Origin of the sequence: Gordonia sp. GONU, assembly GCF_024733855.1 — a bacterium.
In the GTDB taxonomy this organism is placed as follows: domain Bacteria; phylum Actinomycetota; class Actinomycetes; order Mycobacteriales; family Mycobacteriaceae; genus Gordonia; species Gordonia amicalis.
This window is the reverse complement of the sequence record NZ_JANRHB010000033.1, coordinates 1-25,549: the sequence shown is the minus strand read 5'-3', so window position 1 is coordinate 25,549 and position 25,549 is coordinate 1. Positions and strand designations below refer to the sequence as shown.

Below are 25,549 nucleotides of genomic sequence, written 5' to 3'. Positions count from 1 at the left end.
CCGGCCTTCTTGTTTCGGGCCGGTGGTGTCGCGGTTCCCGCTCACTGCTCTCCGACGACACGTAGCACCTGCGACCGCTTCACGGCGTCGAGCGACAGCGTGCGGTAACCCTGCTCGTCGAAGAGCACGGTCACTCGATCCGGTTCGACGCGGACCACCTCGCCCTCTCCCCAGTCTTCGTGCCGCACACGGTGATTGAGTGGGAACGGTACGTCGGCGTCGAGGATCGCCGAGGGTGGGGCCGCTCCCGTCAGGCAGTTGTCGCAGTTGCCGCAGGCACCCACACGGTGTTCGCCGAAGTAGCCGAGCAGGAAGCGGCGTCGGCAGTCGGCGGTCTCGGCGTAGCCGCGCATCATCTCCACGCGGGACGTGTCCATCCGGGCCCCGACGTCGGCGGCGTGCACCGCTCCGGCGACCGCGTCATCCGCCGTCGTCTGACCGACTCGGTATCCGTCGGGTCCGGACAGCACCGCGCCGGCCTGCTCGAGAAGGTTCAGCGAGTTGATCAGGGTGCGTGTCCGGAGGTCGAGTCGCCGACCCAGGTCACGCAGCGGGATCGGCTCACCCTGCGGGGGCAGCGCCGCGAACACGCGGCGGAGTACGTTCTCCACGGGATGCCGACCGGCGAAGAACCGACGCAGGGCCAGATCCTCGGGCCGATAGAACAGTAGGGCCAGGGCCGGGTCGCCGTCGCGGCCCGCACGACCGATCTCCTGGTAGTAGTCGTCCAGCGAATCGGGCACCGACTCGTGGACGACGAACCGGATGTCGTGTTTGTCGATGCCCATCCCGAACGCCGACGTCGCCACCACCACGTCGACCTCGCCGGCACGGAAGTCGCCATGCACCTGCGACCGGTCGACCGCGCGCAGGCCCCCGTGGTATCCGGCAGCGCGGATCCCGCGCCCCCGCAATGCCGACGCGTACTCGATCGCCGCCCGGTGAGTGGAGACGTAGACCAGGCCGCATCCGTCGAGTTCGCTGACACGAGCGATCAGTGCGCGCCGCTTGTCCGTGGCGTGGGCGGCGCGTCGTACCTCGAGCCGGATGTTCGGACGGTCGAAGCCGGTCGCGACTACGACCGGTTCCCGCATGCGCAGTTCGGTGATGATCTCGTCGCGGACCGGTGGCGACGCGGTTGCGGTCAGGGCCAGGACCGGTGGCCGAGGCGACCACGGCGACGCCGCCAGGCCGGCGATCGTCGCACCCAGACGCAGATAATCGGGGCGGAAGTCGTGGCCCCACGCGGCGATGCAGTGTGCCTCGTCGACCACGACCAGCGAGACGCCCGCGTCGCGGAGACGGTCGACCACCTCGGTCTTCGCCAGCTGTTCGGGTGCGACGAACACGTACTCGGCGCCCCCGGCGGTCACGAGGTCCCACGCACGGGTCAGTGCCCGCGGACCGAGCGCGGAGTTGAGGGCGACGGCGATCGGTGCGTCGTCGGCGGCGGAGATCCCGGCCACCTGGTCGTGCTGCAGTGCGATCAACGGGGAGATGACGAGGGTGATCCCGTCGAGCATGGCGCCGACCACCTGGTAGATCGCCGACTTCCCGTATCCGGTGCGCATCGCCGCAAGCACGTCGCGGCCGTCGAGGAGCGGCTCCATCGCCTCGATCAGCCCGGGTCGCGGCATGGTCCAGCCGAAGTCCTCGCGGGCGATCCGCCTCAGCTCCGCACGACGGCGTTCGTCGATCGATTCGGTCATCCTCGCTGTTTCTCCTTCCAGACGAACCACGGGAAGACCACGACGTGCCATCGTGGAGAGAGGGGGCGTCGCCCGGAATGCCGTGAACGCGGGATCCGTTGAGTATCCGGTACAGGGCGCGGAGGCGTCCCGGAGATGAGGTTTGACGATGACCGCCGGTGTTCATCGAGGACAGCACGAGCCTGCCGACGTGCTGCTTCCTGTGCACGATCCGTTCTACGACGAGCCGGCCGATGTGGCCACCCTGGCCCCGGGAGACATCATCCGGTGCCGGCAGGTCGAGCTCAAGGACTACTGGGCCTCCCAGCACCGCACCGATGCCTGGCAACTGCTGTATCGGTCGACGGACCTCCGTGGCGTCGCCGGGGTGGCTGCTACCACGGTCGTGCTGCCGCGGCGACGAGCCGGCGAGGCAAAATTCCAGCTGCTGTCGTTCCAGTGCGCGATCGATGCCGTCACCTCGCAGAGTTTCCCGTCGTACGCGCTGCGAAAGGGTGCCCGGGCGGGGCACGCCATCGCACCCTTCGAATTCCTCGTGGTGCGTCGCGCGCTCGCGAAGGGCTGGGCGGTTTCCATCCCCGACCACGAGGGCATGCTCGGCGCCTGGGGTGCTCCACGAGAGCCCGGATATCGCACCCTCGACGGCATCCGCGCAGCGCTGGCCTTCACCCATCATGAACTCTCACACGACACCCCGGTCGGCTTGTGGGGTTACTCCGGTGGCGGTATGGCGACGTCATGGGCTGCGGAGATGGCGCCGGAGTACGCGCCGGAACTCCGGCTGGTCGGCGCCGTCCTCGGATCACCGGTCGGTGACATGGCCTCGGCGCTACTGCGACTCAACGGGAGCCTGCATGCCGGTCTGCCCGTCATGGTGATCGCCGGTCTGCGCCGGGTGTATCCACAGCTCGACCAGGTGATCCTGCAGCACGCGACCCCGTCCGGGCGTCGGCATCTCGACGAGATCGCCCAGATGCCGACGCTGCACGCGGTGCGCCGGTTCCGCAACCACGACATCGACCGATACCTCGACATCCCGCTCGCCGACGTCCTGGCTCAGCGCGAGATCGTCGAGATGATGAGCGACGTGCAGCTCGGCACCCATCGCCCCGACATCCCGTTGCTCGTCGTGCAGGCGGTGCGCGATCCGATCATCGCTGTCGCCGACGTCGACCGGCAGGTCGCCCTCTACCGCGAGCAGGGGGTGCCCGTCACATATGTCCGGGATCAGCTCAGCGAGCACATCTCGCTGCTGCCGCTGTCCGGCCCGATGGCCGTGTCCTGGCTCGCGAATCGGCTCGCCGGCCGTCCGGCGACCGATCGCACGGTGACGACGCTCGCCGGACAGCCGTCGCCCGCATGGGCGCTGCGACAGGTGACCCGACGGCTGCGCGGCTCGGTGGCCGAGCGGCGTGGCGACACCGTCGCGTCCACTGGGGGAATCGACCCCACCACGGACGTGACGGTGCCGGTCCCGCCGTCGGAACAGACCGCGTGATCACTCGCTGAAGCTCGGCGGGGCAGGATCTGGTACGCGGATGTCCGGTGTCACCGGCGCGCGACCCACACGGAGTCGCCCGTTTGGTGATGTTTGCCGTTTTCTGCACAGTTTTTCTCCTGTTGTTCACCTACTGGCCGGCTGCCGGCCGCCTGCCTGGTTGTCCGGGGCCCCTATGGTCATGCGGTCCGAAGGTGGCCCCGGAAGTGCTGGGGCACAAAGAGAAAGCGAACTCGATGAAGTTCAACAAAGTCCTTGCCACGGCGGCAATGGTCATCGCGTCCATGGGTGTGGCTACCGGTACCGCCTACGCCGACACCGCAGGCCCGGTCAGTACCCAATGGAACGTGGCTCGGCACGACTCGAGCGTCGTCGTCTCCACCGACACCGGTTCATTCGTCAAGTCCGGTAATCAGCTCGTCCTTCGCGACCGCAACGGACACAACGTGGAATCGATCCCGCTGACCCTGGCCGTCGACGACTTCACCCATCCCGTGAATGCCTACGTGCACGGCCGGTCGGCCACGCTGACGGTGAACACCTCGCCGCTGGCCGCCCGGCTCCAGCCGGTTCGTCACAATGTCGACCTGCAGGCCGCCGTCGCCGGCGTGAAGGACAACATCGGCCTGACCGCGAGTGTGGGAGGCTTCCTCGGCGCGGCGACGGGCCTGGTCGGTGGCTGTCTGCTCGGCGCCGTGGCTGCGGGTGTTGTTTCCGCGCCGGTGGCCCTGCTCTTCGGAGCCGGCCCCCTCGCCGGTTGCATCGGCGGCGCGATCCTGCTGGGTTCGGCTGCCTCGCTGGGCGGAACCGCTGTCGGCGGACTCGGATCGGCCATCGCCAACGCCCAGCCCTTCATCCAGTTGCTCAACGCTCCGCCGAAGAAGAAGTAGCTTCTCCAGACCGCTTGACCTCTCACATCGAGGACCCCGTTCCGCAATCGCGGAGCGGGGTCCTCGACGTCATTCAGACTCGCGGGTCGTCGTTCACGCAGACGTGCCGAGCACGCGCGCGGCGAAGCCGGAGAGGCGTGTTCGCAGCGACTCGATTCGCTGCTGCCGGACGGCTTCCGGGTCATGGCCGCCCAACATCGGCGGCGGCTTCATCCGGACGTTCTTCGAGCACTCGAAGTTCGAGCAGATCAAGGTGCCGATGGTGTCGCCCTTGCGTCCGGCGGCACCGGCGAGCTTGGCGCTGAAAAAGGCGACGTCGTTGGGCAGGAGGACGTCCTCGCAGAACGAACACAGCGGGCGTTTGCGCGGCTGGCGTCCGCCCAGCCGGAGCATGACGCCGACCGGCTCGACGTCGGTCGGGATGACGACGTAGCCGACCACCGGCTGCTTCGGATCTCGCCAGCCGACGAAATCCGTCCGCTCCCAATTCGTTTCCGTGAAATCGGGCGGCAGGATGAGTGATTTGCGTTCGCGGACGGTCGCATTGACGAGGGAAGAGCGGATCTCGGACTCGGTCAGAGCATGCATGAAGGAAAAACACCTCGGGTGTCGTGAAGGGAATGAGGGCACGCGTCGACGGGCGCGGTCCGCGGATGCGGTACTCGCGCCGGTCGGGGCAGGTCACTCAACCGTCGGCGCGCACGACGCCGACGACCTCCTCACGCCCAGCGGGCGACGACACGAACGGATGCATGAACCAGATGCTCGCGTCCCGATGCAACTCTGTCAACGGAAATAACCACGATCGAGGAACCACTCTGCCGGCGGAGCCTTGCCGGCGGCGATTGGCACATGCCGAAAGCGGGTATCCGATCGTGGTGATCCCCACCACGGGCGTGCGGCCACCGGACGATCGTGTCGAGCCGACCGCGTCGGCACGCGGACAGAGGTGAGCAGCATGCTCCACATCGGTACCTCCGGCTGGCAGTACAAGGACTGGCGCGGCGCGTTCTATCCCGAGAAGCTCCCGCAGCGGCTGTGGCTGAACTACTACGCGGAACGGTTCACCACGGCGGAGGTGAACAACACCTTCTACCGGTTGCCCGAGAAGACGGCGTTCGAGCACTGGGCGGACGCGGTTCCCGCAGACTTCCGGATGGCGGCGAAGATGAGCCGCTATCTCACGCATGTGAAGCGGCTGAAAGAGCCGGCCGAACCGGTCGAACGCTTCCTCGACCGTGCCGCCGGCCTCGGGACGAAGCTGGGACCTGTGCTGTTGCAGCTCCCGCCCAACCTCCGGGCACAGCCCGACGCCCTCGACGACACCCTGAAGCTCTTCCCGGACAGTGTCCAGATCGCCGTGGAGCCGCGTCACGAGTCCTGGTGGACCGACGAGGTCCGTGAGGTCCTCGAACGGCACAACGCCGCGCTGTGCTGGGCCGATCGCCGTAGTCGGATCCTCACCCCGCTGTGGCGGACCGCCGACTTCGGATACCTGCGCATGCATGACGGCACCGCCACACGGCCGATGAGCTACGGCGTCCGCGCCATCGATACCTGGCTGCGCCGTTTGCGCGACAGCTTCGACGCTGAGTGCGACGTCTACGTGTACTTCAACAACGACCCCGGCTGCGCCGCGATCGACAATGCGCGCACCATGATTCGGCGCGCACAGACCCTGGGGATGCCTGTGAGGACGGTCGCACCGCGGTAGCCGAGTGATAGAGAACACGTCACATAAATTGGTATCGGTGATGCCAATTTATGTTTCACTTGCCGCATGCAGCTGACACGCTTCACCGACATCGGCCTCCGGGTCGTGATGCGACTCGCCGTCGCCGGTGAACAGTCTTCGGCTGCAACATCTCTCACCACAAAGGATCTCGCGGCGGAGCTCGCCGTCCCGTACACGCATGTCGCCAAAGTCGTCGGCAGGCTGTCGGAGATGGGTGTCGTCCATGCGCGCCGTGGCCGGGCCGGGGGTCTGACGATCACCGACCTCGGTCGCGAAGCACGCGTGGGCTGGCTCGCGCGATCCCTCGAAGGTGACGGGGAGGTCGTCGATTGCGAAGGCCCGCAGCCGTGCCCGCTGCGCCGCGGGTGCCATCTCCGGGGTGCGCTCGCCCGGGCGGCCGCCGCGTTCTACGACAGCCTCGATTCCGAAACCGTCGCCGATCTCGCCGGCGAGCCGACCACCGCGGTGCTGCTGTCGTTGTCGACGCGGCCGCCCAACGGTGACAACGACTTCCGGCCGGAGGCCGGAGACTCTCACCCAGTGAGCAAGTGAACAGAGGAGTTCTCATGCTGTCCGACACCCAACGCGCCACTCTCGCAGCGACCCTGCCCGCAGTCGAGGGAGCTCTCACCGAGATCACCCCGCGGTTCTATCGCGGACTGTTCGACGCACATCCGAACCTGCTGGACAACCTGTTCAACCGCACCCACCAGAAGAGCGGTGAACAGCCGCAGGCTCTCGCCGGTTCGGTCGCCGCCTTCGCGCGTCTCCAGCTCGAACCCGATGTTCGACGCCAGCGGTTCATCCTGGACCGGATCGCGCACAAGCACGCCTCGCTGGGTGTCACCGCCGATCAGTACAAGGTCGTCCACCAGCATCTGTTCGCGGCCATCGTCGAGGTCCTCGGCGATGCCGTCACGCCGGAGGTGGCCGACGCGTGGGACCAGTTGTACTGGGACATGGCCGATCTGCTCATCGCCTCCGAATCCGACCTGTATGCCGCTGCGGGTGTCGAGCCCGGCCAGGTGTGGCGCGAGGTCCGGGTCACCGACCGCGTCCAGGTCTCGCCCGACACGATCGCTCTCACGGTCGCCGCTGTCGACGGCGGTCTCCCGGGATTCCGTCCCGGGCAGTACATCTCGGTGCAGGTCCCGCTGAGTGACGGCGCCCAGCAGATCCGCCAGTACAGCCTGACGGGGTCTCCCGTCGACGCCCAGTGGCGCTTCAGTGTCAAACTCGCCGGCGAGGTCTCGGCCCACCTGCACGAGAACGTCTTCGAAGGCGACATCCTGCGGGTCAGCACTCCCTTCGGCGATCTCGTCCTGCCCGACGACGACGCCCCGCTGCTGCTGGCCTCGGCCGGCATCGGCTGCACGCCGGTGATCGGCCTGCTGACCGCACTGGCCGAGAAGGGCGACGCGCGCCCGGTGACGGTCCTGCACGCCGACCGGTCCCGCGACCGCCAACCGCACCGCGGAATGCTTGCCGCGCTGGTGGACTCGCTGCCGACCGGGCGACTCATCCAGTGGTACGAGAACACCTCGCCGCACATCGTCTCCGACTCGGTCCGGGTCGGCCAGATGTCGCTGGACAACGTCACCGTCGACCGCGATTCACATGTCATGCTCTGTGGACCCACCGGGTTCCTGTCGTCGATGCGTCAGGAGTTCCTCGGCCGCGACATCGCGGAGAGTCGGATCCACTACGAGACCTTCGGTCCGGAACTCCTGCGATCGGGTGCCCGATGAGCACCGCCGCGGCGGTGGTCACCGCGCTCACCTTCGTGTGGCTCGGCATGGTCGTCGCGATCTCTTTCCTGGAGGCGCCGCTGAAGTTCCGGGCGCCCGGCGTGACCCTGCCCATCGGTCTCGGGATCGGCCGACTGGTCTTCCGTGCTCTCAACGCCGCGGAGCTCGTCTGGGCGGTCGCCATCCTGGTCGCCGTCGTACTCGGTTCCTGGCCGGGGGCGGCCATACCGACTGCCACCGGGGTTGCGGTCGCCGCGTTGGTCGTCCAGCTCATCGCGGTCCGGCCGGCCCTCACCAAGCGGTCCGACGCCGTGCTGGCCGGACACGACGGCCCGCGTAGCTCAGCGCATCTCGTCTATGTCGGCGTCGAGGTCATCAAGGTGGCCGCGCTGGTCTGGCTCGGCACGGCGGTACTCGTCGGCGCGACCTGACGAGCTGACCCGAGCAACCCGTCGCTCATCGGTGACCTCAGTTGTCACCGATGAGCGACGCGGCCAATTCCTCTGCTTGCGTGCGGATCTCGGGTATGGCGGTGGACTCCCAGAGTTCACCGCGGCGCAGCGATCCCAGTGTCCAGATCGGGCCCGGACGGCCGGCGGCGTCGAGGACACGACCGTCGTCGGTGACCAGACCCAGACCGAGCGGGTCGGTCGTCGCCAGTCCGGCGTCGAACATCGAGTCGAGGACGGGATTGCCGAGTCGCCGCAGATCCGTCTGCGGGCCGGTGCAGTTCACGATCCAGGCATAGGTGCGCTCGTCCTCGCCGGTCGCGACGACCAGACCGCCCGGGACCGCGTCGACTCGGGTGATCCGCCCCGAGCGCACGACGAGACGACCCGTCCGTCGGGCCTCGTCGATCAGCGCACCGCTCGACGGCGGCATCCGATGACGACGCACACCCCAGTCCCCGGCGAGGTCGCGGACGAAGGTGCGGCGGTCCGTCTCGTCGAGCCGCCTCCACAATTCGGCGATCCGGTAGCGCACACCGTCGACGCCGGGTCGCCAGTTCCCAAGCAGGCGTTCGATTCTCGCTACATGGGTGGCGACCGCGGCCCGGATCTCGTCCAGGCTGTCGCCCCACGTCGAGGTGTCGGGGACGACCTCGCCGAGGTACGTGTCGGCATGACGTCGAGGCAATCGACCCCCGCGCGAGATGGCTTCCACGCGTCGGTCGTCGCCGGACTTCAGCAGGCTGATCGCCACGTCGACCATGGTGAGACCGGTACCGACCACCAGGACGTCCCCGTCGTCGGCCAGCACCGGTTCGAGGGCGTCGGGCAGCCACGGGTCGGCGATGTATCGAGGTTGTTCACTCAGGTCGCACGGCGCCCAGTCGTTGCCCACGCCGGGAAGTCCGGTCGCGAGCACCAGGCGGTCCCCGTCGAAGACTGTCCCGCCCGCCGTCTCCACGCGAACGCCGTCACCCACCGCGGTGACGATGGTGGCGTCGTCGCGCAGGTGCCGGACACTCAGCCGGTCTCCGGCGCGTTCGCAGGCCTCCGCCAGCCGGGATCGGAGGTAGCGGGCCCACTGCGCCCGCGGGGCGAAGAAGTAGTGCGCCTGTTCGCCGACGACCAGTCCCTCCGACCGGCACCAGTCCACGAAGTCGAACCGCTCGTCCGGGTCCACCGACATCCCCGATGCGGGGACGTTCAGGAGGTGGGCAGGATCCGTCGTGCCGAAGGCCGGCCCGGCGACCTGGTCGACCGCGTCGATGACCACGACCTCGAGTGTGTCTGTCCGTTCGTCCGCGGCCAGCAGTCGAGCCAGGTGGAACACGACGAGCGAGCCGGCGGCGCCGGCCCCGACCACGATGACGCGCATCACCCGGCACCTGCGCCGACGAAGCCGGAACAGACGGATCCGGCTCGTGGACGGGGACGCATTTCTGGCACCGGTACTTCTTACAGCAGACCGGTCCCGCTCGGTTGGACGAGGCGCAGCGGCAGTGTCGGCAGTCACTGGATGCGGGCCGGTGACCCCACCGCCCGAGGCAGCGCGGCCACCGTCGTCGCTCGTCCTGCTGTCGCCGCCGTCGTTGTACTTGATGCCCTTCTCGTACTACGTAAGTCCCTTTTCTGGGTTCGCGCCGCCATGTTGACTCCAGGGGAGGCTTGGTTGTGAGTGGGCCGGGCACCGTAGTCAGAACTCCCGGTTTGGAGGCGAGCCATGTTGCGGTTCTTGTCTCGCGAGTTGCACACCTGGCGGGTCATGCATGTGTCATCGAACGAGCTGGTGCGTTCGGCCGACCGTCTCGAAAGCGTGCTGCTGGCCGTCGTCTCGTTGATGGGTCTGCTGGGAGTGTTGGTCGCACTGACCATGGGTAGTGACGCCTACGCCCGAAACAAGGTTGTCGTTGAGAACCAGCCTCCACGGCATGAGGTGACCGCGAAAGTGGTCGGCACTCCGAAGCAGGACAACGACACATCATTCGTCGTGTGGTCAGAACGCGACGGTCGCCAGATCACGGCAGCAGTTGGGCGTGAGCGACAAGACCGTGTCGGTGGAACACGAGAGATCTGGCTGGCTCCGGACGGTGAGGTGGTCGACCGGCCCGCCACTACTGCAGACGCCATGTTGCACGCCATCGCGACTGGCGGAAGAGCTGTCATCGTCACAGCGTTGGGATGGTGGCTGCTGACCAGGTCGCGCAAGACGGCGAACTCAGAGCCGGACCGAGCCTAGAACGCGCGTTGACCGGTCGCCCGAGAGGTCTTTGTCTCACCGTTCTGTCGACGGGGTGCGGATGACCACGCCTGCGAGTCGTCGAGACCGACTTGCGCCGGCAGCGGCGGTAGCTGGGTCCCGAACACTTCGTGGGTGAATTTGCTCAAGGCACGGCACTCGTCGGCCCACGCCATGCGACCGGCCGGTGTCGCCTCGTAGGTGCGACGATTTCGGCATCTCCGCATTGTGTCGTGCCGCTCGATCAGGCCCCGTCTGACGATGTCGTCGAGCGCCAGGCGTAGATCGCTTGGCTGCACGCGGTAACCGCGGCGACGCAGTTCCTCCAGGAGCCGATGCTCGGAGACGTCCGACTGCAATGTGATTCCCAAGATGTGCACACGAATTGCGGCGTGTTCGATCGTTGTCATCACTCTTCCATGCCACCCCTTCGTGCAGCTGATGCCTAGAGTCGGTCGGACCGCGACGAAGTGACAAAGGTAGTCCACGTCGAATCGTCCCAGGGACGACTGTCGACGAGGTCCTGCAGAGACTGCGCAGCCCGAGCTCGGGTCTGTCGGTAGGCGTCGATGTGTGGATGATCTGGTAGTTTGGGACAAACCCACTGAGATCGGAACATGTTGTGACAGAGGCGAATAAGTCCGGCAAGCGTCCCGCGTACGAGGTCGTCGCCGACGCGCTGCGTGTACGGATCCTCGCCGGCGAACTGACCCCGGGCACCCGTCTCCCACCGGACACCGAACTCCGGGCCGAGTTCGGCGTGGGGCAGAGCACCGTACGCGAGGCCATCCGGACGCTCGCGAGCGAGAACCTGGTCCACACCACGCGCGGGGTCACCGGCGGGACGTTCGTCGCCACCCCCGACATCGGCCAGCTCAGCGCCCATCTCGAAGCCGGGGTCACCCTGCTCGCCGCCGCCGAGGGGGTGACCGTCGACCAACTCATGGAGGTTCGTCAGCTCACCGAGGTCCCCGCGGCCGGCGTCGCCGCCTACCGGCACACCGACGCTCACCTGGAAGAGTTGCGCGACACCATCTTCGACCCATCCTCCGGCATCGGTCCCGAGGTCTACGCCAACAACCAGGAGTTTCACCGCATCCTGCTGCGCGCGGCGGACAACCCGCTCCTCGATCTCATCACCGTCCCGGTGTTCCGGGTCATCGGCAGCCGCTTCAGTCGCGACGCCGCACCGGAGGGTTTCTGGCAGTGCGTCGACGAAGACCACCGTGCGATCCTCGAGGCGGTCGAGCGCCGGGACTCGATGACGGCGATGACCCTCATGCGCCGGCACCTCGACCACCTCGGCGACGTCTACAAGCAGATGGATCTGCTCAGACGTCAGAACTGACGCGGACCGGTGGGCGTCGGAGATGCCATTCGCTGTGCTCCTGCACCTGCTCGGCCAGCGCGAGGAGGGTCCCCTCGTGCAGACGCGCCGCCGTCAGCTGTGCACCGATGGGCATTCCGGACGGATGCACGCCGACCGGCAGCGCCAGTGTCGGGCCGTCGTGCAACGACCACGGATACGTCAGCTGTCCCATCCGGCGGGCCTGCGCCACCACCGCCTCCCCGACGCCGAGCTCCGGTACGTCCACCGGCATCGCCGGCGTGAGCACGACGTCCACCTCTCGGAACAAGTCGGCCATCGCCGACCGGAAGACGTCCCGCTGTCGCACCGCAGCGTCTCGCTGTGCGTCGGAGATGCTCAGTCCCAATTGGATTCGCTCCCGGGTCGCCGGCTGGAACCGGGACGGCTCGTCCCGCAGCCGCTCGGCGTGGGTGCGCGCCAGGTCCGAGTAGATCAGGGTGTAGACGACATCCTGCGCCGACTCGCTGTGCGGCACCGGACATTCCACGACACGGTGACCCACTCTCCGGAGGAGTTCGACGGTTTCGGTGACGGCGTCGGTGATGGCGGGATCGACGTCGCCGGTGACGAACGGCCACGGGACCGCAACTCTGAGGGGACCGGTGTCCGGGGGTGCCGGGTCCGAACCGGCGAGCACCGCGAACGTCTCGCGCACCCGGGTGGCCGTGCGGGCCAGCGGTCCGACGGTGTCGAAGTCCGCACTCACGGGGAAGATCCCGGACATGTCCAGCAGGCCGATGGACGGGCGCAGACCGGTCACCCCACAGCACGCGGCGGGCAACCGGATCGAGCCGCCGGTGTCGGTGCCGAGTGCCACGTCGACGAGCCCCGCGGCGACGGCGACACCTGACCCGCCGCTCGAGCCGCCGGGCACACGGCGGGCGTTCCAGGGATTCACCGGACCGCCCGATGCCGAGTTCTGGCTCGTGACGCCGACGGCGAACTCGGCGAGGTTCAGCGTGGAGGTGATCACCGCCCCGGCGCGTTTCAGGGCGTCGACACATGCCGCGTCGTCCGCCGCCACGCGGTCGGCGAAGAACTCCGATCCACAGGTGGAGCGCACCCCACCGACCTCGATGTTGTCCTTCACGCCCACGCGGACACCCGCCAGGGGACCCCGGGCCCCGGATGGATCGACGCCCAGCTCGCCGGGCACCCAGCTGATGACCGTGTTCAAGCGCTCGGCGACGGAAACCGCTTCGGCAGAGGGACTCCCGGAGATGCCGGAGGGGCCGGCGACAGCGACACTCAGCCCGCTCGCTTCGCTCCCGGCGCTGGCATCGCCGGCCCCTCCGAGATCACTGGTCAGGACGCCACCCGCGACGAGCGCAGGGCCTCGGTGGCAGCCTCGTCGACGGTCCAGTTGTCGGTGTTCACGACCACACCGTAGTCCTGGCGCGCCTCCTCGGCGGTCAGGTACTCGTCCCACACGTCGGACAGCACGGAGAACGGGTCGCGCCGGAACGGGTCGCCGAAACCTCCACCCGACGGCATCCGGATCTCCAGGCGGTCACCCGCGTGGATGACCTCCTGGGTGACCTTCGAGAAGAGCACCTCTTCTTCCGGTGTGCCGGGATTGCGGATGAACGATCCGGAGGCGCCGTCGCCGCCGCCGAGCGCACCCGCGGGCGGGTCGGTGCGGTTGTCGGCCTCCGAGCCGAGGAAGGTGTCGGTCTCCATGTACCAGGTGCGCACACTGCCGATGCCTCCGCGCCACTGACCGGGAGCCGGCGACTCGTCGCGCAGTTCGTAACGCTCGGCGCGCATGGCGTGATTGAGCTCGAGTTCCTCGATCGGGTTGTTGCGGGTGTTGGCCATCAGGGCGTCGACGGCGTCCATGCCGTCCTTGCCGTTGCGCGCACCGTAGGAACCCTCGTTGATCTCGATGTAGACCCAGTACGACTCGCCGTCCTCGGCCAGACCCGAATAGGCGATGGCACACAGCGCCGCCGACGAACCGGCGATCGCCCGCTCGGGCAGCACCGGCGCGAGCGCCAGGTTGATCGAGTCGAAGATCCGGTTGACCTGAGAGAACCGGGCAAAACACGACGCCGGGAAATCCGGGTTGAAGATCGTCCCCTCGGGTGCGTAGGCACGCACCGGACGGAAGCACCCGTCGTTCTGCGGGACGAACTCCTCGGTGAGGTACTCATCGAGGAGGATCGTGCGGATCGCGCTCACCGCGACGGGAAGCACCGAACCCTCGAAGGGCACGTTGAACGCCGTGGGCACCTGATCGTTCGAGCCGGTGAGGTCGATGAGGACGTCCTCGTCCTCCACCTGCACGCGGACCGCGACCTTCAGCGGGACACCGCGATTCTTGCCGTCGTCGTCGAGGTAGCCGATCGGTGCTTCGTAGCTGCCGTTGGGGATCGCCCGGATGCGGCTGCGCAGCATCTCCTCCGAGTAGTCCATCCACCGGTCGGCGGCGCTCATCACGACGTCGAGACCGTACTTCTCGAGCAGTTCGACGAACCGCTTCTCGCCGATGCGGGAGCAGGCGATCAGGGCCTCGAGATCGCCGCGGTTCTGCTCCGGTGTGCGCACGTTGTCCAGGATGTGCTGGATCAGCATGTCGTTGCGGACGCCGCCGTCGTAGATTTTCATGGAGTCCATCAGCTTGCCCTCGGCCCAGACGTCGACGACGTCCATGCACAGGCCGGGGAAGTTGCCGCCGATGTCGGAGACGTGACCGGTACACCCGGCGAACCCGATGTGCTCGCCCTCCCAGAAGATCGGGATGATCACGCCGTAGTCGGGGGAGTGCGCCGCGCCGTGGTACGGGTGATTGTGCAGGATCACGTCACCCGGCTTGTAGGTCCCGGCGAGCTTACGGTTGACGCCGCGGATGTAGGCCGGGATCGAACCACAGTGCATCGGAGTCGAATCCGACTCGCACAGTTCGCGACCGTTGACGTCGAAGATGCCGGCGCCGAGGTCCTCGGACTCGCGGATCAGGCTCGAGTAGGCCATGCGGTAGAGGACCTGGGCCATCTCCTTGGCCATCGAGTTCAGCGCACCACCGATGACGCGCAGGGTGATCGGATCGACCTCGACGGTGTTCCAGGTCCGATTGGCCTCGGCGGCAAGGGAAACGCCGTCGGTGGGCATCAGGGTCTTCGCCATCTCAGGCGCTCCTCTCGATGATGATGTGGCCCACGGCGTCGACCGTGGCCTTCTGTCCGATGCCGACGATGGTCGTCGAGTCGAACTGCTGGACGATGGCGGGGCCCTCGAAGGTGTTGCCCGCCTTGAACAGTGCGCGGTCGTAGACGGGGGTCTCGACCCATTCGGGGTCGGCGGAGTCGTTCTTCCAGAACAGCGCCTGGGTGGTCGACTTGATGGCGCCCGATGCGTCGGCGCCGCCCTTCTCGATCTCGGCGATGCGGATGTGCTCGACGGCACCGACACCGGTCACGCGGATGTTGACCAGCTGTACCGGCTTGTCGTCGAAACGCTGCGAGTAGGTACGGCCGTGCACCTCGTGGAAGGTGGCCGCGGTCTGCTCGACCCATTCGGCGGTGATCTCGCCGTCGGGTGCGGGCACACGAAGCTCGTAACCCTGTCCGACATAACGGCAGTCGACGCTGCGCTCGAGGGTGATGTCGTCCTCGGCGATGCCGTCGGCCCGCAGCTGGGCGACGGCCTGCTCGGAGAGCCGGTCCATCTCGCGGGCCAGCAGTTCGAGGTCGGGTTCGGCCGACGACGTCCACACGGTGGTCGGGACCTCGTAGCGCACGTCGGTGGTCAGCAGGCCGACCGCCGACGTGATGCCCGGATGGCCGGGGACGATGACGCGCGGAATGCCCAGGTGCTCGGCGATCTGCCACGCGTACAGCGGACCGGCGCCGCCCTCGGCGACCAGCGAGAACTCGCGCGGGTCATAGCCTTTGCGCACCGAGTGCAGGGAGATGGCCTCGGTCATCGAGTGGGCGAGGATCTGGAAGATACCCATCGCGGCATGCTCGAGATCGGCGCCGAGCTTGTCGGCGATGTGGGTCTTGACCGCCTCGGTCGCCAGCTCCGGCTTGACCTCCATGGTTCCCGACAGGAAGCTGTCGGCGCCCAGCCAGCCCATGACGACCATGGCGTCGGTCGAGGTGGGTTCGGTGCCGCCGCGGTTGTAGCAGGCGGGTCCGGGCATGGCGCCCGCGCTGCGTGGTCCGACGCGGAACATGCCACCCTCGTCGATGCTGGCGATCGAGCCGCCGCCGGCGCCGATGGTGTCGACCTCGGCCATCGGGACCATCGCGTGGTAGTCACCGATCCGGGTGTCGAGGAGGTGCTTCATGCGCAGCTTGCCGTCGGGTGCGACACCGATGTCGGCCGAGGTGCCGCCCACGTCGAGGGTGATGACGCTCGGGTATCCCGAGGCCCGGCCGATGAAGCAGCCGCCGAGCAGACCGGCGACGACGCCGCTGGTCAGCAGCGACACGGGGACCTCGCTGGCGCTGCGCGAGGTCACCAGACCACCGGCCGAGGTCATCAGGTGGACGTCCTCGCCGACCTGCGCGGCCTTCGCCTTGCCGGCCAGGTTCTCGATGTAGCGGGAGGTCTTGGGTCCCACGAAGGCGTTGAGGGCGGTGGTCGAGAAGCGCTCGTATTCGCGGTACTGGCTGGCGACGTCGCTGGACAGCGACACGAAGACGCCGGGGTACTCCTCGGCGATGATCTCGCGGACCCGCTGCTCGTGGGTGGGGTTGCGGTAGGCGTGCAGGAAGGCGACGGCGATCGCCTCGACCCCGCGTTCGCGGAGAAGTGCGACCTCGCGGCGGACGGCGTCCTCGTCGAGCGGCGTCAGCACGTCACCGGCGGCGTCGATCCGCTCGGGGACGGTCCGCCGGTTGCGGCGCGGGACCAGCTGCCACTTCTGCCAGGGCAGATCCTGGTAGTTGGAGTAGTTCAGGGGGCGCTTCTTACGCGCGATGTGCAGGAGGTCGCGGAACCCGTCGGTGGTGATCATGCCGACGTCGCTGCCGTTGTGCTCGAGCACGATGTTGGTGGCCACGGTGGTCCCGTGGAAGAACATCTCGATGTCGGCGACGTCGATGCCCGCACGCTGCGCCAGCACCTCGATCCCGTCCATCGTGCCGATCGAGGGATCGTGGTTGGTCGACGGCGTCTTGTGCACCGTCACCGTCCCGTCGTCGTCCCACAGGACCAGGTCGGTGAACGTACCGCCCACATCCACGCCGATTCGCTTCATCGAAACTCGCTTCCTCTTCTCATGCCGTCACCCCGACGTCGGATCGGTGCGCCCCATCCGGTGACGGGAGTGATCTGAGCCATAGCTGCGCTCGGAAGAATGATGCAATACATCGGATGTTTCGGCAACCCATGAGCAGATTCTCGGTGAATTCAACACGTTCCCGTTGTCTTGACGACTTAAAGATCAGATGTTTATGGTGGGCCGCGTCACGGCGTGTGCTTCTCGACGACGACGCCGCACCCTTCAGGAGGACCATTGACCACCCATCCCGCCACACTCGGACGCTTCTTCGAGGACTACGTCGTGGGCGACGTCTATCAGCACCCGATGGGCCGCACGATCACCGACACCGACAACGCGTGGATCACCTGTCTGTCGATGAACACCAATCAGAACCACTTCAACGAGCACCTCGCCCGGACGAATCCCATCACCGACGGCAAGGTGATCGTTAACTCGGGGCTGACCATCGCGTTGGTGCTCGGCCTGTCGGTGATCGACATGAGTCAGAACGCCGTCGCCAACCTCCAGTTCACCGACGTCAAACTCCAGCATCCGGTGTACGTCGGCGACACGATCTACGCCGAGAGCATCTGCACCGACCTGCGCCAGTCCAAGTCTCGTCCCTACGCCGGCATCGTGTCGATGGTCACCCGCGGGATCAACCAGGACGGCGAGGTCGTGGTGTCCTGGAAGCGCTCCGTCATGGTGGCGACCCGCGAGAGCGGCATCGGACAGAACTACTTCCCCGAAGTCAAGGCGCCCTCGCTGACCGAGCTCACCGCCGCCGCACAGACCGAGGATGCGCGCTCATGAGGCCGCTCGAAGACGTCCGCATCATTGCCGTCGAGCAGTACGGCGCCGGCCCCTTTGGCAGCGTCCATCTGGCCGATCTCGGTGCCGACGTGCTGAAGATCGAGGAACCGACCTCCGGCGGCGACGTCGGGCGCTACGTTCCGCCCTACAACAAGGGCGAGGACTCGCTGTTCTTCGAGACCTTCAACCGCAACAAGCGCAGCCTGTCGCTGGACCTCGGGACGCCCGGCGGACGCAAGGTCTTCGAAGATCTGGTCCGCACCAGCGACGCGGTCTATTCGAATCTGCGCGGCGACGTCCCGGCGAAGATCAAGATCACCTACGACGACCTCAAGCACCTCAACCCGGCCATCGTCTGCTGCAGCCTGACCGGGTTCGGCATGACCGGTCCGCGGGCCAAGCAACCCGGTTACGACTACATCCTGCAGGGCCTGGCCGGATGGATGGACCTCACCGGCGATCCCGACGGTCCGCCCACCAAATCCGGTCTCTCCCTTGTCGATTTCTGTGGCGGCTATGTCGCCGCGCTCAGCCTGATGGCGGGTCTGCACGCCGCCCGGCGGGATGGGGTCGGCGGCGACTGCGACGTCTCGCTCTACGACACCGCCATCTCGATGCTCACCTACCCGGCCGCCTGGCACCTCAACGCCGGCTACCGTCCGGGCCGCACGAAGAACTCCGCGCATCCCTCGCTGGTGCCGTTCCAGGCCTTCGAGGCCTCCGACGGGTGGTTCGTCGTCGGCTGCGCCAAGGAGAAGTTCTGGGTGCGGCTGGCCGAGGCCATCGGTCTCACCGAGCTGCTCGACGACCCGCGGTTCACCGACTTCGCCGCCCGCGGTCAGCACAAGGACGAACTGCTGCCCTTGCTGGAGAAGCGATTCGCCGAGGCGACGGTCGATCACTGGGTGTCGTTGCTGACGGAGGCCGGTGTGCCGACGGGGCCGATCAACGACGTCGAGCAGGCGTTGACCGAGGAGCACACCCTGGCGCGCGGGCTCATCGCCACCACCGAACACGAGGTGTGGGGCGAGGTCCGTCAGGTCACCTCACCGGTGCGCTTCGGCAACGAGCCCGCGGAGTATCGTCGGGCACCGCGCCGCAACGAGAACTTCGACGAGGTGATGGAACTGCTCGGCTACAGCGCAGACGACGTCAGCGGTCTCGTCGAGGCCGGCGCCTTCGGATCGATCGCACAGGGCACGCCGTGACCGCCCGCCGGCTCGCGCGATGGGCCGCGGGCCTCGACATCGACGACATTCCCGAGGTCACCCGGCAGGCCGCGGTGCGACATCTGCTCGACGGGATCGGCAATGCGATCGGCGCCCGTCGACTCGATCAGGGCGGCCCCGGACTGTCCGTCGCCCGCGGGCTCGGCGGCCCGGCGCAGGCACATCCGCTCGGTGACCCCGAGGCCATCTCCGCTCCCGCGGCGGCCTTCGCCAACGGGGTTCTGATGCACGCCCTGGACTTCGACGACACGCATGCCGGTGCGCTCGTGCACCCGACGACGGTCGTGGCACCGGCCGTCCTGGCCGTCGCCGAGGAAGTCGGCGCGACCGGTGCGCGGACGGTGACCGCGCTGGTGGCCGGCCTGGAGACCGCCTGTCGACTGGGTGCGGCCGCACCGCACGGCTTCCACGCGCGCGGACTCCATGCGACCGCCGTCGTCGGCCCGCTCGCCGGTGCCGTCGCCGCCGGCCTGCTGTACGGCGCCGACGCCGACCGTCTCACCGATGCCATCGGCATCGCGGCGTCGTCGTCGGGTGGGTTGCTCGAGTTCCTCGACACCGGGGCCAACACCAAGGTCCTGCACCCGGGGAACGCGGGTTTCAGCGGTGTCCTCGCCGCGCGCCTGGCCCTGGCCGGGGCCACTGGTCCCGAATCGGTGCTGGAGGGCCGGCGCGGCCTCTACCGGGCGCTCGCCGACCGGGACGTCGATCCCGACGTGATCGTCGCCGATCTCGGAACTCGTTGGGAGAGCGCCGGTATCGGTATCAAGCCGTACCCGAGCTGCCAGCTCATGCACGCCTCGCTCGATGCGGTGGCGCAGGTCCTGGCCGATGCGGCGCAGGCGGGTGTCGCGGTGACGGCGTCGCGCGTCGCCGCCATCAGCGTCGACGTTCATCCCGACAGCGTGGACATCGTCTGCGGGCCCGGAACCGGAACCCGCAGCCCACGCAGCGTCTATGACGCGAAGTTCGACCTGCCGTGGAGCGTCGCCGCACTCGTCCACGACGGAGCGGTCACGGTCGACACCTATGCCGAGGAATCGATCGTCAGACCCGACGTGGCCGCCACCGCCGGACTCGTCGAGGTCGTTCCCGTACCCGATGCCCGTCCGGCCGCCGACGCCGCCGGCCGGGCGGTCATCACCCTCGACGACTCCACCCGGCTCGTCGGCGAGGTTCCGTGCAGCCGAGGCACTTCCGGCCGGCCGATGGACGACGCCGCGGTCGCCGAGAAGTTCCGGGGCAACAGCGGCGGCGGAGCCGACGCGGATGCGCTCATCGAAGCGGTCCTCGGTTTGTGCGACGCCCCGTCCGTCGAACAGATCCCGGTGCTCGCGACCGCCCTCATCGGCTGACCGACTCTTCTCGCCGAAACCCCGGGCCGGGCCCGGAGTACCGTCCACACCTCAGATCAAGGATCACGCAATGGATTTCAGCTTCACCGAGGAACAGCGCGACTTCCGGTCGGCGCTCCGCCAGTTGGTCGACAAGGAGATCATCCCGGTCGCCAACGAGTGGGAACGTGAGGGTCGCTATCCCACGGAGATCGTCGCGCGACTGCGGGACATGGGCCTGTTCGGGATCACGACGCCCGAGGAGTACGGCGGACTCGAACTCGACATGGTGTCGTTCACTCTCGTGTACGAGGAGATCGCCCGCGGCTGGATGGGTATCGCCGGCATCCTCGGCAGTCACAACCTGGCGTGCTGGATGATCGCGCGGCACGGTACCGAGGAACAGAAGCAGCAGTGGCTGCCCCGGCTGGCGAGCGGGGAATGCCGGACCGGCATCGGCCTGACCGAACCGGGCGCGGGCACCGACCTGCAGGGCATCAAGACCACCGCCACCCGCGACGGCGACGACTACGTCATCCGCGGCACCAAGACCTGGATCACCAACGCGCGCCACGCAAACGTGCTCCCCGTCCTGGTCAAGACCGATCCGTCGGCCACCCCGGCGCACAAGGGCATGAGCATCCTGCTCGTCGACACCACGACTCCCGGATTCGAGGTCCAGCGCGACCTCGGGAAGCTCGGCTACAAGGGCACCGAATCGTGCGAGATCTTCCTCGACGAGGTGCGGGTGCCGGCGTCGACGCTGCTCGGCGGGGTCGAGGGCCGCGGCATGCAGCAGGCCCTGTCCGGCCTGGAGATCGGCCGCCTCAACATCGCCGGCCGCAGCGTCGGCATCGCGCAGGCGTCGTACGACGCGGCGCTCAACTACTCGCGGGAGCGCACCGCCTTCGGCAAGCCGATCTCGGACTTCCAGGCGATCCAGCTCAAGCTCGCCGACATCGCGACCCAGCTGCAGGCCGCCCGTCTCATGACGTATTGGGCTGCCGCGAAGGCGGATTCGGGTGCGCGCGTCGACGGCGAGGCGGGCATGGCGAAGTACTTCGCCTCGGAGACCGCGATCACCGCGAGCCTCGAGGCGATGCGGATCCACGGTGGCTACGGCTACTCGACCGAGTTCAACGTCGAGCGGTACTACCGCGACGCGCCGCTGATGTCGATCGGTGAGGGCACCAACGACATCATGCGGACCGTCATCGCCAAGGCACTGGTCAACGGGACCGTCACCGTCGGATGAGTTCGGCGCTGATCTACCTGTACGTACCGGGCGACCGGCCCGAACGTTTCGGGAAGGCGACCGCCTCCGGTACCGACGCCGTGGTCCTCGACCTCGAGGACGCGGTGCCGGTGGCCGCCAAGGACGCTGCGCGTATCGCGGTGGGCGCCTGGCTCGAGAACCGCGACCGGTCCGGTGTGCCCGCGTGGGTACGGGTGAATCCGGGTGCCGAGCTGCTCGACGACCTGACCATGGCGGTCCGGTGCGGGGCCGACGGCATCTGGCTGCCCAAATGCGATGATCGCGCGACCCTGGAACGCGTGGACCGGATGCTCACGGATCTCGAGACGCAGGACGATCGTCCACGGACACCGGTCTCGCCGCTGATCGAGACCGGTGCCGGACTGGTGAACGCAGCAGCGATCGCCGGCGGTCCCCGGGTCGAGTTCGTGCAGATCGGCGAGGTGGACCTGGCCGCGGACCTCGGGGTCACGCCGGTCGCCGGCGACGAATTGCTCTGGGCACGATCACAAGTCGTGGCCGCCTCGGCAGCGGCACGGATCCGGCCACCCCTCGCGGCCGCGTCGCCGGTCATCGACGATGCCGAGTCATTCGAGACGGAGACCCGGCGGCTGGCCGGGCTCGGGTTCTTCGGTCGCGCGTGCATCCACCCGCGTCAGATCGGGCCCGCGCGTGCCGGTCTCGCGCCGACCGCGTCCGAGGTGGACGCCGCGGTCGACGTGCTGGCGGCCTTCGACGCCGCCGGGCACGGGGCGGCGACCGACAGCGCGGGCCGACTCATCGACGAGGCGGTCGCCCGGATCGCGCGTAGGACCCTCGCTCGCCGGACCTGACACACCCGCGGACGACGTTTTCGTGACAGATCATCGACAGGGGGCTTGATTCCTCTCAGGATGTGCTCAGGGTGCCTGATTTGTCCGCTAATGTTTAGCAATGCGCAAAGGTCAGGGCCATTCCCGATGGTCGACGCGTCCGCTGGTTGCGGCGCTCGCGGTGTCAATCTCGGCGACGTTCCCGGTGGTGGGGATAGGAGCCTCCGAGGCGGCACCCGTCGTGAATCCTCAGGCCGGGAAGGTGGTCGCGCACTCGGGATTCGACGTCAAACGCGACGGCTTCTCCTTCGAGAACTGGGGAGACGACGACGCCCTGCACCGGCGCGGTCTCACCATCGACGGCATGCGTGCGGTCTTCGGCGACGAGGTATGTGCCCGGATCGTGCTCGGCGTCTGCTCACCGACCACCGTCGCCGAACTCGTGCAGAATGAGTTCAACGAGTCGATGACCGGGGGCCACTGCTATGGCATGGCGGCGCTGGCAGGTCTGTACAACACGAAGCGCCTGAGCCCGTTCCCGCTGGCGATGCCCTGGCAGACGGTCTACAGCATGCCCGCGTCGGGTCCTCTCGACGAGCTGATCGCCCGGATGTTCATCACCCAGGGCTTCCCGCCCACGGATCTCGCCATGTCCGAGGTCTCGGTGTCGCAGGCACTGACCAAGCTCCGGAACGCCTGGTCGCGCAACGACAACTACATCCTCGCCATCTTCACCGATGACGAGCAGACGGCCGGACACGCGATCAACCCGGTGGCGATTCGGGATCTCGGCGACGGCAAGCGCGGCATCGTGGTGTACGACAACAACTTCCCGGGTGTGGAGAAGATGGTGGTCGTGGATCCGGCCGCCGACACCTGGTACTACTCGACGGCGACCAAGCCGTCCGATCCGACGATGCTGTTCCAGGGCTCGCAGAAGAACAAGTTGGTGCTGGTCCCGCTGGGCACGGTCCTGGCGCGTCATCAGGATCCCGATCTCCGCACCGACGACACCGTCGTCGCGGTGACCGACACGAACGGTACGGCCAAGGGGGTCGGTGACGTCGACTGGGATGTCCGTGTCACCGATCTGTCCGGCAAGCCGATTCCCGGTGTGGAGCAGAGGATCCTGTTCAACAACGACAACACCGCGCGGTTCATCGTCCCCGCCGGCAAGCGTTTCCGCGTCGTCGTCGACGGTGTCGAGGCCGGACGTACCGCCGACATCAGCACGACGGTCCTGAGCAGCGGTGGTGCGGTGGCGGTCGGGGATCTCGAGGTTCCCGCCGGCGCGACGTCCGCGCTCGATGTCGATCCCGTTCGTCACGCGATCCGGGTGAGTTCGTCGGCACCGACGACAGCCCGGTTCGAGGTTGCGACCGAGGATTCGCTGCGTTCGGTCTCGACCCAGACCTCGCAGCTCGCCATCGGTCCGGGCTCGTCGGTCTCGGTAGGGGCCACGTCGCCCGTCGGCGTGACCGTGCAGACCGAGGGTCGTGCGCAGAAATTCCGGGTCGCGGTCGAACGCAGCGACACCATCGCCGACCGGAGCGCGGTCACACAGACTCCGGTCACACTCCGGCCGGGTGCGAAGCTCGATGTGCCGGTGGATCTCTGGACGGGGTGGACCCCGCTGACCGCAACGGTCCGCGCCGGTGGGTCGACCACCGCCGTGCCCCTGTCGGTGAAGTGATCTCGCCGGCAGTGACGCCGGCGAAGTGAAGGAACAGATCCATCCGGGACATTCGACGCCGATCGCGTGGGCGGTGGCGGCGAAGCCGGCGACATCGTGGTGCCGACACTCGGGACCGGTTGCGACAGAATGCGTGATGGCCTCGTGGCCGGAAAGGCAGGCACTGAATTGTTGCCTTCGTTGACCCTGAGCGACTCCCGGCGAACCCGCTGGTCGCCTGTCCCACTTCGATTTCTGGGCGTCGCACTCGCCGCGGGACTGGGACTGACGGCGTGCAGTGCCGACGACCCGGCGGTGTCGGGTCCGGTCAAGACCCAGGCGACCGAGGAGGTGCAGTACCTCGACGACGTCACCATCCACCGGATCGAGTACCCGACACCCAGCGAGGCCGACAGTGATCAGAACTGGGCCGAGTTGTACCTCCCGAAGGGCGAGCAGCGGGTCGACTCGATCCCGCTCGTCGTTCTGATCCACGGCGGTGCCTGGCAGAGTGCGTTGGGCGCGGACATCTTCGATCCGCTGGCTCGTGATCTCGCCGAGCGCGGCATGGCGGTCTACAACGTCGAATACCGGCGGGTGGGTTCGGGCGGCGGCTGGCCGACGACCTTCCGCGACGTCGCGAGTGCGCTCGACCACGTGTCGGTGGTGGACAAGCAGTTCCCGCAGATCACCACGGATGACGAGCTCGTCGTCGGACACAGTGCCGGCGCTCAACTCGCGGTGTGGGGTGGCACCAGGCACAAGCTGGAGGACGACGAGGTCGGTGCGCGGCCGGTGTTCCGGCCGACCCGGGTGGTGTCGCTCGCCGGACCTCTCGACATGGTCTATGCCGCAACACATGGCGACGATCGGATCGTGACCGCCCTGGGCGGCTTGCCTCGTCAGGTGCCGAAGCGCTACACCATGGTCGACCCGATCCAGAACATCGATCCGACGACACCGGTGGTGGCCGTGCACGGCACCAAGGACCGCATGGTCTCGCCGGTCAACTCGAGCCGCTACGTCGATGCCGTCGTGAGGCAGGGTGGTCAGGCCGAGGCGGTGCTGATCCCGGGCGGTGACCATGGCTCGGTGGTGACCTCGACCGCGCCCGAATACCCGCAGGTTCTCGACATCATCACCGGCGTCTCGGCGGCAGACCTCGATGACGTCGATGACGTGATCGACTGACGCAGCGGCCACGGACCTCCGATTCGACTTCGGTGCGGTTGCACGAACTTTCGCTCTATGAGGTGCCCACCCTCGCTCTCTGTGGTGTGAGGAGTGTTGGCGGTGAGTGGCCACTTGCTCTCTGTGGTGTGAGGAGCGTTAGCGAGTGGTGCCCACTTGCTCCCTCAGGTGTGAGGAGTGTTGGGGGTGTTTGCCCATCTGCTCCCTGAGGTGTGAGGAGCGTTAGCGACGAGCCTCGAAGGGCCGGTGACCGTCCCTCGCCACGCTTGCTTCACACGCGCGGGTATGCGGCGGCGAGCATTATCGAGGCGAGGGTGGCTTCGGCGTCGGAGGCGTTGCGTAGGTCGATGACTTGGCGCAGGTGCAGGCGCGACTGATCGCCGGACGCCGGGTCGGG

Annotated in this window: 21 protein-coding genes; 15 read left to right on the top strand and 6 right to left on the bottom strand. The window is 67.7% G+C overall.

Features of this window, described 5'->3' with window-relative positions; translation table 11 throughout:
• Positions 1–41: 41 nt before the first annotated feature.
• Entirely contained in the window at positions 42–1,709 is a 1,668-nt protein-coding gene (locus NWF34_RS21000; RefSeq protein ID WP_258325994.1) for an ATP-dependent DNA helicase RecQ, read from the bottom strand.
• Positions 1,710–1,857: 148 nt separating this feature from the next.
• On the opposite strand from NWF34_RS21000, the gene NWF34_RS20995 reads away from it, so the two are divergent.
• Both NWF34_RS20995 and NWF34_RS20990 read left to right on the top strand, forming a co-directional pair.
• Positions 1,858–3,207: a lipase family protein gene (locus tag NWF34_RS20995; protein ID WP_024500027.1), complete on the top strand. Its 1,350-nt coding sequence runs from the start codon at positions 1,858–1,860 to the stop codon at positions 3,205–3,207.
• A 236-nt stretch (positions 3,208–3,443) separates the two neighbouring features.
• Positions 3,444–4,097 carry a hypothetical protein gene (locus NWF34_RS20990; RefSeq protein WP_024500028.1) on the top strand — a complete coding sequence of 218 codons (654 nt, stop codon included), beginning with the start codon at positions 3,444–3,446 and terminating at the stop codon, positions 4,095–4,097.
• 93 nt (positions 4,098–4,190) lie between these two features.
• Here NWF34_RS20990 and NWF34_RS20985 read toward each other — a convergent pair whose 3' ends face one another.
• Positions 4,191–4,685: an FBP domain-containing protein gene (locus NWF34_RS20985; protein WP_024500029.1), complete on the bottom strand. Its 495-nt coding sequence runs from the start codon at positions 4,683–4,685 to the stop codon at positions 4,191–4,193.
• Positions 4,686–5,055: 370 nt separating this feature from the next.
• Between NWF34_RS20985 and NWF34_RS20980 the strand changes: the two genes are divergently transcribed.
• The 4 genes from NWF34_RS20980 to NWF34_RS20965 all read left to right on the top strand — a co-directional run bounded on the left by NWF34_RS20980 (position 5,056) and on the right by NWF34_RS20965 (position 8,011).
• Positions 5,056–5,811: a DUF72 domain-containing protein gene (locus tag NWF34_RS20980; protein WP_258325993.1), complete on the top strand. Its 756-nt coding sequence runs from the start codon at positions 5,056–5,058 to the stop codon at positions 5,809–5,811.
• A 66-nt stretch (positions 5,812–5,877) separates the two neighbouring features.
• Entirely contained in the window at positions 5,878–6,384 is a 507-nt protein-coding gene (locus tag NWF34_RS20975; protein WP_258325992.1) for an Rrf2 family transcriptional regulator, read from the top strand.
• Between the two features lie 14 nt (positions 6,385–6,398).
• Positions 6,399–7,580 (top strand): globin domain-containing protein, encoded by a 1,182-nt coding sequence (locus NWF34_RS20970; RefSeq protein WP_024500031.1) that lies wholly within the window; start codon positions 6,399–6,401, stop codon positions 7,578–7,580.
• On the top strand, positions 7,577–8,011 hold the full coding sequence (locus NWF34_RS20965; RefSeq protein WP_191834637.1) for a hypothetical protein: 435 nt from the start codon (positions 7,577–7,579) through the stop codon (positions 8,009–8,011). Before NWF34_RS20970 ends, NWF34_RS20965 begins: the two co-directional genes overlap by 4 nt.
• 37 nt (positions 8,012–8,048) lie before the next feature.
• Here the strand turns inward: NWF34_RS20965 and NWF34_RS20960 are convergent, their stop codons facing one another.
• Positions 8,049–9,404, bottom strand: a complete 1,356-nt coding sequence (locus NWF34_RS20960; RefSeq protein WP_191834638.1) for an FAD/NAD(P)-binding protein — start codon at positions 9,402–9,404, stop codon at positions 8,049–8,051.
• A 345-nt stretch (positions 9,405–9,749) separates the two neighbouring features.
• On the opposite strand from NWF34_RS20960, the gene NWF34_RS20955 reads away from it, so the two are divergent.
• Positions 9,750–10,265: a hypothetical protein gene (locus tag NWF34_RS20955; RefSeq protein WP_191834639.1), complete on the top strand. Its 516-nt coding sequence runs from the start codon at positions 9,750–9,752 to the stop codon at positions 10,263–10,265.
• Positions 10,266–10,887: 622 nt separating this feature from the next.
• Complete coding sequence (locus NWF34_RS20945; RefSeq protein WP_024500035.1) at positions 10,888–11,613, top strand: FadR/GntR family transcriptional regulator; 726 nt, start codon at positions 10,888–10,890, stop codon at positions 11,611–11,613.
• Here NWF34_RS20945 and NWF34_RS20940 read toward each other — a convergent pair.
• The 3 genes from NWF34_RS20940 to NWF34_RS20930 all read right to left on the bottom strand — a co-directional run bounded on the left by NWF34_RS20940 (position 11,597) and on the right by NWF34_RS20930 (position 16,840).
• Complete coding sequence (locus NWF34_RS20940) at positions 11,597–12,811, bottom strand: amidase (protein ID WP_191834641.1); 1,215 nt, start codon at positions 12,809–12,811, stop codon at positions 11,597–11,599. The genes NWF34_RS20945 and NWF34_RS20940 overlap by 17 nt on opposite strands.
• Before the next feature lie 128 nt (positions 12,812–12,939).
• Positions 12,940–14,760, bottom strand: coding sequence for a hydantoinase B/oxoprolinase family protein (locus tag NWF34_RS20935; protein WP_191834642.1), 1,821 nt, complete (start codon positions 14,758–14,760; stop codon positions 12,940–12,942).
• A gap of 1 nt (position 14,761) precedes the next feature.
• Complete coding sequence (locus NWF34_RS20930) at positions 14,762–16,840, bottom strand: hydantoinase/oxoprolinase family protein (protein ID WP_024500038.1); 2,079 nt, start codon at positions 16,838–16,840, stop codon at positions 14,762–14,764.
• A 258-nt stretch (positions 16,841–17,098) separates the two neighbouring features.
• On the opposite strand from NWF34_RS20930, the gene NWF34_RS20925 reads away from it, so the two are divergent.
• From NWF34_RS20925 to NWF34_RS20895, 7 genes are all read left to right on the top strand, one after another.
• On the top strand, positions 17,099–17,659 hold the full coding sequence (locus NWF34_RS20925; protein WP_024500039.1) for a MaoC family dehydratase: 561 nt from the start codon (positions 17,099–17,101) through the stop codon (positions 17,657–17,659).
• A complete protein-coding gene (locus NWF34_RS20920; RefSeq protein WP_191834643.1) occupies positions 17,656–18,867 on the top strand; it encodes a CaiB/BaiF CoA-transferase family protein in 1,212 nt (403 codons plus the stop codon). The genes NWF34_RS20925 and NWF34_RS20920 overlap by 4 nt, the downstream gene beginning before the upstream one ends.
• Entirely contained in the window at positions 18,864–20,243 is a 1,380-nt protein-coding gene (locus tag NWF34_RS20915; RefSeq protein WP_024500041.1) for an MmgE/PrpD family protein, read from the top strand. Before NWF34_RS20920 ends, NWF34_RS20915 begins: the two co-directional genes overlap by 4 nt.
• A gap of 70 nt (positions 20,244–20,313) precedes the next feature.
• Positions 20,314–21,477 carry an acyl-CoA dehydrogenase family protein gene (locus NWF34_RS20910; protein ID WP_096272663.1) on the top strand — a complete coding sequence of 388 codons (1,164 nt, stop codon included), beginning with the start codon at positions 20,314–20,316 and terminating at the stop codon, positions 21,475–21,477.
• A complete protein-coding gene (locus NWF34_RS20905) occupies positions 21,474–22,310 on the top strand; it encodes a CoA ester lyase (RefSeq protein ID WP_258325991.1) in 837 nt (278 codons plus the stop codon). The genes NWF34_RS20910 and NWF34_RS20905 overlap by 4 nt, the downstream gene beginning before the upstream one ends.
• A 100-nt stretch (positions 22,311–22,410) precedes the next feature.
• Positions 22,411–23,982, top strand: coding sequence for a hypothetical protein (locus NWF34_RS20900; RefSeq protein WP_258325990.1), 1,572 nt, complete (start codon positions 22,411–22,413; stop codon positions 23,980–23,982).
• Between the two features lie 264 nt (positions 23,983–24,246).
• A complete protein-coding gene (locus NWF34_RS20895; RefSeq protein WP_375295697.1) occupies positions 24,247–25,152 on the top strand; it encodes an alpha/beta hydrolase family protein in 906 nt (301 codons plus the stop codon).
• Positions 25,153–25,549 lie beyond the last annotated feature (397 nt).